Genomic DNA, 9,424 nt, shown 5'->3' on the forward strand with positions numbered 1-9,424 from the left:
GGATGGTATTGGTTTGTTCGGCAACGGCTCAGTATGCCGGACAAGTGGCTCAAGCGGCGCTGAAGGCGGGCTGTGATTATATGGATATTATCTATTCCCCAAAACGCCTGATGGAGCTTCAAGCCCTCGAACCTAAGATTAAGGAAGCCAGTCGATGCTTTATTACCGAAGCCGGCATACACCCCGGAGCGCCAGCAACGCTTATTCGCTATGCCGCTGCAAAATTCACGAATCTACGCAAAGTCATGATTGCGATGGTTATCAGCACAAAGCACCTCGGTTCAGTAAGCTCAACAACTGAGCTGCTGAAAGATATGAACGATTATCAGGGCTACCTCTATAAAGAAGGTAAGTGGCAAAAGGCTGGCTATAAACAGTCAAAAACGGTTGATTTTGGTGTCTTCGGTAAGCGGATGTGCATCCCGGGAGAATCCGCAGAGATTAAGAGACTGCCTCAGGAGCTTGGCCTAACAGAAGTTGGAATCTATCTTGCAGGGTTTAACTGGTTTGTGGATTACCTCGTTTTCCCTTTGGGCATGATTTTGGGGAAAATTAATAAGGGGTTAGGAACTCGGATGAGCGCAAAAATGCTCTTATGGGGCTGTCGAACCTTTGCCAAGCCCCCCTATGGCATCGGCATTAAGTTGGAAGCCGAGAGTGCTGAAGGTCAAACCCTCAACCTGCTTGCCTCCCATGAAGATGGCTATGAGGCAACCGCTATCGCCACTGTCGCGTGTCTCCTTCAATATCTCGATGGATCTGCCAACAAACCTGGGCTTTGGATGATGGGGCATCTAATCGATCCAATCCGCGCTAAAGATGACATGGCTAAAATGGGAATGCGCTTTGAGGAAATTTAGAATAAAAACCTTTTTTTGTGTTTCAGCCGATAAAGTGGCAAAATTCCGTGTGCTCAGTGGTATTCTTAGTGTGCGTTGGCGGGAGTGTGTACCTTTCCTTGCCGCTTTCGTATAAAAGTTTTTCTTAGGAGTTGAACCTAATGCCTTACGTAATTTGCGAACCTTGTATCAATGTCAAAGATAAAGCCTGCGTCGCCGTCTGCCCCGTAGATTGTATCTACGAGGACGATAAGATGCTCTATATCAATCCAGATGAGTGCATCGATTGCGGTCTTTGTGAGCCTGAATGCCCCGTAACGGCGATTTTCGTCGACACGGATGTGCCCGCCGAATGGCGTGCATTTATTCAGGAAAACGCTGAGAAAGGACGCGCCCTAGCCGCCGCCAAGTAGGCCGCCTAAGGCATTCCTATTATCTCGAATTGTATATTCTAAATAATCCCCTTTTCAATTGAGAAGGGGGTTTATTATTTGCAAAGGGTATTCTTACTGAAGTTGTTGGGTGATAGGGGCATGGCTTGTTCTGCCCCTACATCCGAAAAGAGGGTCGCTTCGGCAGCGGCGCTTTTCTCTGCTGCTGAAGTATTGTGATATTCCGTAATACGTAATATGCATTACGTACGAATCGAGGTTGGAACTTATGGGTAATCGAGTTTATGTGTTTGATACGACACTTCGGGATGGCGAGCAAAGCCCGGGGGTGACGCTAAATGTTCATGAGAAATTGGAAATCGGGCGGCAGCTTATTAAGCTGGGGGTTGATATTATCGAAGCCGGTTTTCCTGTAAGCTCCCCAGGAGATTTTAATTCCTGCCAAGCATTGGCGCGTGAACTTAAAGGCGTAGGAATCTGCGGACTTTCCCGTGCAAATTCAAAAGATATCGATGTGGCCGCTGAAGCGATTAAGGATGCGGAAGCGCCGCGAATTCATACAGGGCTTGGAGTATCTGATTTCCACTTGAAACATAAACTCCGCATGACCCCTGATGAAGCGTTGGAAACAGGGGTTGCCGCCGTTAAGCATGCGCGCAAATATGTTTCCGATATCGAATATTATCTCGAAGATTCCGGTCGCGCAGATCCCGAATATGTTTATCGAGTAATAGAAGCCGTCATCAAGGCGGGCGCTACGGTAATCAATATTCCTGACACAACCGGTTACAGTCTTCCGAAGGAATATGGCGAACTCATCGCCGGCATCTTTGCTAACGTGCCGAATGTGGACAAAGCCATCATTAGTGTCCATTGCCATAACGATTTAGGGATGGCAACCGCTAATTGTCTATCGGGAGTACATAATGGCGCTCGTCAAGTGGAAGTGACCGTAAATGGGATTGGCGAACGCGCCGGCAACACTAGCTTGGAAGAAGTGGTCATGGCGTTGCGGACCCGCAGGGATTCTTTCACCTGTGATACCCACATTAAGACTGAAGAAATCATCCGTTCTAGCCGCCTCGTCAGCCACCTTTCTGGAATGGTCGTCCAGCCTAACAAGGCAATTGTAGGTTCAAATGCCTTTGCTCATTCCTCCGGTATTCATCAAGATGGCATGCTGAAAGAACGTTCGACCTATGAGATAATGGACCCCCGATCGGTTGGGTTGGTAGAAACTAAAATGGTACTCACCGCTCGAAGCGGCCGCCATGGGGTTCGCCATTCATTTGCCCAGCTTGGCTATACCTTTACGAAAGAAGAGTTCGAAGAGGTCTACCACAAGTACCTCGAAATTGCTGATCGAAAGAAACAGGTCTACGAGCAAGACTTAGAAGCCATCGCCACCGACCAAGGGCTTTCAGTAATAAAGGCATATGAATTGGTGTTAATCAATGTTACTTCCGGTCAACCGACTGTTCCGGTTGCGGCCATTCAACTCAAGAAGGCAGACGGCACGCTTGTTACCGAGACCGCAACAGGAATTGGTTCAGTGGATGCGACTTACACGGCAATCAATAAAATTTCCGGCCTCAATATTGAATTGCTTGAGTATGGGCTGAACTCGGTCACAGCAGGCATTGATGCTGTAGCAGAGGTGAATGTTCGCGTTCGTTATGGCAAAGATATCTTTAGTGGACACGGCATCCATACTGATATTGTCGTTGCGAGCGCTTATGCGTATTTGAGCGTTCTAAACAGGGTTTGTATGCAAACATCAGGATTACAAGTGAAGTTGGAATCACCCTAAAAGGCCATTTAATTCTTGAGATGAAATTTTTCAATAATTTATTGACCAAATTAGAATTTTGAACCTAATAGGGCCTTCGTTTGGTAGTCATTCTGGGGATGTTTCGGGTATGCTAGCTTTGGCTTTGCTAAACTACAAAAGGTCTAGCCTAAAGCCAAATGGTGAAAGGTGAGTAACAAAATTAAAATTATAACTTTTGCCGCTTTGTGCCTTATCGGTACCGGAGTGGCTTTTGTATGTCTTTCCCCGGCAGGCTCATTTATCAGCCGAGCTACGGGTTATGATAAGAGTATTGTCGCAACTTTGGCTTTAATTCCACTTGATGACCGACCAGCGAGCACTCAATTTGTGCAGATGATAGGTGGTATCGCTGATTGCCGTATGCTCTTGCCGCCTGCTGATGCGCTCGGTCATTTCACAAAACCAGCGGATGCTTCCAAGATACATAATTGGCTGATGAATACGGATTTCAGTCATGTTGATGGGCTGATCGTCTCTGCTGATATGCTGGCTTATGGCGGACTCATTGCTTCACGAGTACCAACAACTTCCGTCGAATGGGCAAAGCATCGCTTGGATGTGCTTCGTGATATCCGTAAGAAGTATCCCGATCTTCCAATCTATCTTTTCAGCAGCGTTATGAGAGTTGCTCCAACCTCAGAAAAACGAACACGAGCCTTTCGAGACGATCTATCGTATTACGTTCAGTATATTGAAAGAGCACGGGAGACTCAAGATCCTAAATTTATCGCCAAAGCGGAAGCCTTAAGAAAAAGACTCACCCCAGAAACTATTAATAGCTATTTCCGGACTCGCAGCCGCAACCTTGAAGTGAACCAATACACTGTCCAATTGGCAAAGGAAGGAATTATTGATTATCTTCTCCTATGTCAAGACGACGCACAGCCATATGGGCCTCATCATCAAGACCAACGGCTCGTGTTAGAGAAGTTCAAAAAGGCTAATATTGAAAATAAAGCTTTGCTGATGGAAGGAATCGACGAAGCTGCTAATGTACTAACTTCGAGAGCAATCCTCGCTAAATTGGGCATCACTCCCAAGATAGCGGTGTTTTACACTTCAGAGGCCGGTAGAAACTTGCCGGGACCTTTTGAAAATCGACCAGTTGCTAAAACTGTTGAATATCACGCAATAGCTGCAGGAGCACAGATTGTCTCGAATTCGAGCGATGCTGACTATTGCCTTTATGTCAACACCCCGATGCGTACTGAGGCAGAGTTCAAAAAGTTCACGGAAAACCTCATTAAAGATGTGCGATCCGGCAAAGAGGTAGCTATCGCCGACTTGAATTTCTCACAGTATTCCGGTGGCGGTGATACAAAGCTCATCAAGTCGCTGATGAACAGCAATGTCGGTCATCGTGTGATTGCTTATGCAGGATGGAATACTCCCGGCAACACTTTGGGAACGACTATTCCTCAGGCTAATCTCTACCTGATGGCAAAGCGAGTTCTTTTTGATGATACCGATCGAATGGGGCGCTGCGAAAAGGCTCAACGAGAATTTCTGATGCACCGATATGTATCGGATTATGGCTACCACACTATCGTTCGACCAAAAGTTTACAATTATATTAGTACCGTTCTTCATCAACCGGTTGATGAGATGGACCCTGCCTGTTTGCCTCAGGCAAATGCCTACGTTCAGGAACAGATGAACGGGATTATCCGCACTTTTAGCGAGACCATGTTTCGAGGCCGCCGCTTCGAATTACATTCAGGGAACCAAGACTATACATTCACCATACAGTCAATCGACTGGCAAGTCGAACTTCCCTGGCCTCGTGCTTATGAAGTGCATGTCGATCTTAACTTCAACACCAACGTTCGTGCCAATAATCAACCAAAGGGCGCTCAATCAAACGCAAGCGCTCGGCTTTAAATAGAGTTTCAGTAAATCAAAAGGCGCCATCATTGGCGCCTTTGTTGTTTTTGCATATCTTCCGAATTTCCTTCATCACCACGCCCTCTTCTCCCTCAAATAAGAGAAGGAAGAAACTCCTCCCTGAACCCAAACTCGATGCTTCGGTATCGGCGCTTCGCTCTGATGCCGAAGCTTTCTCTTCTCTTTGAATGTAGGGGCAGGGCTTGCCCTGCCCTCCGGAGGGCAAAAACAGCTTATGGAGGAGATTGCCTTTCGCCTATGTAACTTCGTTCCCTTAACTTATCGTGGCAACAGAGACTCGGTCGTGTTGGTGTTCTAGTTGGGCTTTTAGGGGTTGGTGTTCCGGGGTGGAGAGGGTGCGGTCTTGGTTTACTATTTCGAAGGCCTCTTTTCGGGCTTCTTCCAGGAGACGATGGTCTTTGATTAAATCGGCAACTTTGAAAGCAGGGATACCGCTTTGCTTGGTTCCGTAGACTTCCCCAGGTCCGCGTATCAAGAGATCTTCTTCGGCGATTTCGAAGCCGTTTGTGGTCTTAACCATCGTCGTCATACGATGGACTGCGCCATCATTTCGAGGGTCGGCTACCAAAATGCAATATGACTGCTGATCACTGCGGCCGACACGTCCTCGAAGCTGATGAAGCTGGGCTAAGCCAAAGCGGTGGGCGTCCTCTATCACCATCGCCGTGGCGTTCGCAACATCCACCCCCACTTCGATAACGGTCGTCGCTACAAGTATATCGACATCCCCTGCGCGGAATCGGTCCATCACATCATTTCGCTCATCTGCTTTAAGCGAACCGTGGAGCAAGCCTATTCGCAAGTCGGGGAATATGTCCTTCTGAAGATGCTCGGCCATTTCTTGCGCCGCTTTGGCTTGAAGCTTTTCGGATTCGGTGATTAAGGGACAAACTAGATAGACCTGCCTGCCTTCCTCCACAATTGTGCGAATTCCCAAATAGACTGAGGAGCGGTCTTCCGGCTTCTTCCATTTCGTTTTGATGGGTTTTCGCCCCACAGGTAGTTCATCGATAATCGACACATCAAGGTCGCCATAAAGCGTCATCGCAAGGGTTCGAGGGATAGGCGTAGCGGTCATAACGAGCACATCCGGGTTGATCCCTTTTTGCATCAGAGAAGCTCTTTGCATCACACCGAATCGATGTTGCTCATCGATCACGACCAACCCGAGCTTTTTGAATTCGACATTCTCTTGAATAAGCGCTTGAGTTCCGACGACTACCCAAGATTCGCCATCAGCAATTCGCTTTTTTACAGCGACTTTCTGCTTAGCGGTCATGCGGCCGATTAATAACTCAGGTTGGATAGATAACCGTTCAAGCACGCTTGAAATAGCTCGATAATGCTGTTCGGCAAGCAGTTCGGTCGGGACCATAAGTGCCGCCTGATAGCCGCTGTAAACGGCCGCCGCGATTGCGCTTGCCGCAACAATTGTCTTCCCCGATCCGACATCCCCCTGAAGAAGACGACTCATCGGATTAGGCTTGCGCATATCGGCGATAATTTCCTGAATAACCCGCACCTGAGCGTTGGTCAGGGTAAAGGGGAGGTGTTCTTGAACTCGATTAACAAGGTCATCATTAATATCGAACGCAATCCCAGGCTGGATTTCCACATCCGCCCGTTTCATTGCAAGGCTGAGTTGGAGAAGTAAAAACTCTTCAAAAATCAGCCTTTGGCGAGCGATTTCGATGTTTTCAATACGATCGGGGTAATGAACCTGACGCAAGCATTTCTTAAGCGGACCGAGGCGATATTTTCGCCGCAATTCTTCCGGGAGGCAATCACTAAACAAGCCCAAATAAGCCTCCAGCGCACCCCACATGATCTGGCGTACGACCTTCTGAGATAGACCTTCGGTTAGAGGGTAGATCGGCACAATTCGGTTTGCGCTTAATGCATCCCCGTCTTTTTCAAGCTCTTCCCATTCAGGGCTGACAATCTGTAGCCCCCATCCTGATTCCTGTGGAACGCCATAGACGATGAATTCTTTCTCTTTATGAAGGAGACGTGCCTTCATCCATCGCTGATTGAACCAAACAAGTTCGATAATCCCGGTGCCATCGTCGAGATGGGCTTTGACAATATCCATTCTCGATTTAGTTGGCGCCATATCGACTGCGACGATACGGCCCTTTAGGGTGACAGGGATTCCAGGTTGGAGCTTGGAAATGTTTTCGAAATGGGTTCGGTCTTCGTAACGTCTTGGGAGGTGATAAAGAAGGTCGGCAAGGTTATTGACGCCGAGTTTAGCGAATGTCTCCGCACGACGCGGGCCGACACCTTTAACGTATTGGATTTCAATTTCGTCGGGACTTTGCCGCATCTCTTGGGTATTTTCCCTCTTGCTTTGGATGTCAAGTTAATATTGCTTGCTGTAAGTTCAATTATAAGCTTTGCGTCCCAGGGGTGTCAAGCAATTCCTCAAGCCAGTATTCCTTCTGTCGGTAACATTACTATCGTTATTTTACTGAAGGTAATCATTCTATCAGCATTCGTGCCTATTTATTATTTCTTAAGTATTTATAACTAAATCTCTTGAAGATTATCATGGTACAACTCTTTCAGTTACGAAGAATTTTAAACAGAATGAGGAGGAGCGATGAGTTGAGTGCGGTGACTGCTGAAACGATTGCGATGGCAATTCTGATTTCCGCAGGAATTTGCATGATTATAAATGACCCGTTCACAGACATTTTGTAGTGCCATGACCTCCATGAGAAAGGCCCCGGGCAATCGTCCGGGGCCTGAGCTTTTTTCTCAAGATTTCGCCCCCGCTGTTGCCGACTTTCAAAGCATAGAGGATCGCATATTGAGCGGAAAGCCCTGTTTTATAAGATCGCTAAACTAAGTCATAATAAATATGTAATCATCGTTGGCAGTGAAGTTCAGAATGGATTTAAATTCAGCAGCTTTGAAGCAGCTAAAAGATGGCTTGATAATCCAACTGAAAGGACAATTCAGAATCTGGACAAAGTATTAAAGGCGGTTGAAGAACTCCTGAAAAAAGGGGGGAAATGCGGTGGATAATCACATATGGATGAACTAAGGAAGAGTAGACTTTTATCAATCGAAGGCTTGTTTTCAGCGATTGAGAAGCGTTTATTATTCATTGAGAGTCTGGATACTTTGGTATATAAACGTAGGCGGCATGGAGGGCTGACGGAATTACTTATCAACATTCAAGATGTTTCGTACTTAATTCATTTAGGCGAGCAATTTAATTATAAAATGAATAAGGAGATCGAGAGTCTTGAAGTACTGCACATTTCTGCGATTAAAAGTGTTGAGTTAAATTTTGCAAGAGTCAAAGAGCTACTTCAAAATGAATTTAGAGATGCTGTAGAATATTACTTCCCTGCAACATGGGTTAGTGCGATCAAGGCTGGATTAACAGGAGAATTCTGGTATGCATTAAATAATCGAGATTATATCCAGGCCCATATGAATGCACCAGAGTTACTTCATCCGAAGCTCATGCCTGATTCTGAATTAGTAAAACTAGTTCACAAGAGTGATGTTATATTACGACGCAAAGGTTTTGAACTATGGAAAGTCGAACCAGCAACCACCGCTCCTCCAGAAGACAGAGAGTGGTATCACCCTCGTACGCATTGGTGGTGGTGGCTTGATCAAAAAGAATAGTATAGTTAATCCAAATTATTCAAATTTGTTGCTCTCGGATGGAAAAAAGAGTGGCAGCATCACATCGCAGAACTGATTCTCAAAGAGGAGAAGCTGTTGTCATTGTAGTATCTAGTAGAGCGAGTGAGGTTTCGCTACTTCACTAACTTTGTGAAATTTACCGCGACAGGAGTCAATCATGAACCAACAGGCAATTTCGCTTCATCCGGCCAATCCCCACTATGTTCTGTTCAGGGGAAAGCCAACGGTGTTGATTACCTCTGGCGAACACTACGCTGCCGTGCTAAATCCGGACTTCAACTACCGCCTGTATCTCGATACGCTGCACAACGAGCGCTTCAACCACACGCGCCTGTTCGTGGGCGTCTATCGTGAACGACCTGATGAATGGTGGCCTGGAAATCCTTTAGGACCCGATCCCCGCCGGTTTCTTTGCCCCTTCGGACGGTGCCAGGTCACTGGAGCTGCCGATGGCGGCAACAAGTTTGACTTGAACACTTGGGACGATGTGTTCTTCACCCGGCTGCAGGATTTCTGTCAATTGGCGGACGAGCGCGGGATTGTGATCGAAATCAATTTGTTCTGCCCGCACTACTCCACCATCGACTCGGGTGCGTTCTGGAAGATTTCGCCCTTCCACCCGGACAACAACGTCAATATTATGGGAGAAATCTTGCCGACCGAAATTTTCACGTTGAAATATGTGATGTTACAGCAGTACCAGGACATCATGGTCAGGAAGATTATCCAAACGTTAAACGGCCACGACAATTTGTATTACGAGATATGCAATGAACCCTATTGGGATGGTC

8 protein-coding genes are annotated in these 9,424 nt (G+C 46.8%); 6 read left to right on the forward strand and 2 right to left on the reverse strand.

Annotation, left to right across the window (positions count from 1 at the left end; all coding sequences use genetic code 11):
- From WCO51_05585 to WCO51_05600, 4 genes are all read left to right on the forward strand, one after another.
- Nucleotides 1-860: saccharopine dehydrogenase (locus WCO51_05585; protein MEI6512732.1), on the forward strand; the 860-nt coding region annotated here is incomplete at its 5' end.
- A gap of 140 nt (nucleotides 861-1,000) precedes the next feature.
- The gene (locus WCO51_05590; protein MEI6512733.1) at nucleotides 1,001-1,252 is read left to right on the forward strand and encodes a ferredoxin family protein; all 252 of its coding nucleotides are present in this window, start codon (nucleotides 1,001-1,003) and stop codon (nucleotides 1,250-1,252) included.
- Between the two features lie 247 nt (nucleotides 1,253-1,499).
- Nucleotides 1,500-3,041 carry a 2-isopropylmalate synthase gene (locus WCO51_05595; GenBank protein MEI6512734.1) on the forward strand — a complete coding sequence of 514 codons (1,542 nt, stop codon included), beginning with the start codon at nucleotides 1,500-1,502 and terminating at the stop codon, nucleotides 3,039-3,041.
- A 168-nt stretch (nucleotides 3,042-3,209) separates the two neighbouring features.
- Complete coding sequence (locus WCO51_05600; protein ID MEI6512735.1) at nucleotides 3,210-4,943, forward strand: DUF4127 family protein; 1,734 nt, start codon at nucleotides 3,210-3,212, stop codon at nucleotides 4,941-4,943.
- A gap of 16 nt (nucleotides 4,944-4,959) precedes the next feature.
- Here WCO51_05600 and WCO51_05605 read toward each other — a convergent pair whose 3' ends face one another.
- Together WCO51_05605 and recG are read right to left on the reverse strand one after the other, a co-directional pair.
- Nucleotides 4,960-5,172: a hypothetical protein gene (locus tag WCO51_05605; GenBank protein ID MEI6512736.1), complete on the reverse strand. Its 213-nt coding sequence runs from the start codon at nucleotides 5,170-5,172 to the stop codon at nucleotides 4,960-4,962.
- Nucleotides 5,173-5,220: 48 nt separating this feature from the next.
- Nucleotides 5,221-7,323: an ATP-dependent DNA helicase RecG gene (recG, locus tag WCO51_05610; GenBank protein ID MEI6512737.1), complete on the reverse strand. Its 2,103-nt coding sequence runs from the start codon at nucleotides 7,321-7,323 to the stop codon at nucleotides 5,221-5,223.
- A gap of 680 nt (nucleotides 7,324-8,003) precedes the next feature.
- On the opposite strand from recG, the gene WCO51_05615 reads away from it, so the two are divergent.
- Together WCO51_05615 and WCO51_05620 are read left to right on the forward strand one after the other, a co-directional pair.
- Nucleotides 8,004-8,612: a hypothetical protein gene (locus WCO51_05615; GenBank protein ID MEI6512738.1), complete on the forward strand. Its 609-nt coding sequence runs from the start codon at nucleotides 8,004-8,006 to the stop codon at nucleotides 8,610-8,612.
- Between the two features lie 178 nt (nucleotides 8,613-8,790).
- Nucleotides 8,791-9,424, forward strand: a 634-nt coding sequence (locus tag WCO51_05620; GenBank protein MEI6512739.1) for a DUF6298 domain-containing protein, incomplete at its 3' end; no start/stop codon positions are given.

This window comes from bacterium (assembly GCA_037131655.1).
GTDB lineage: Bacteria > Armatimonadota > Fimbriimonadia > Fimbriimonadales > JBAXQP01 > JBAXQP01.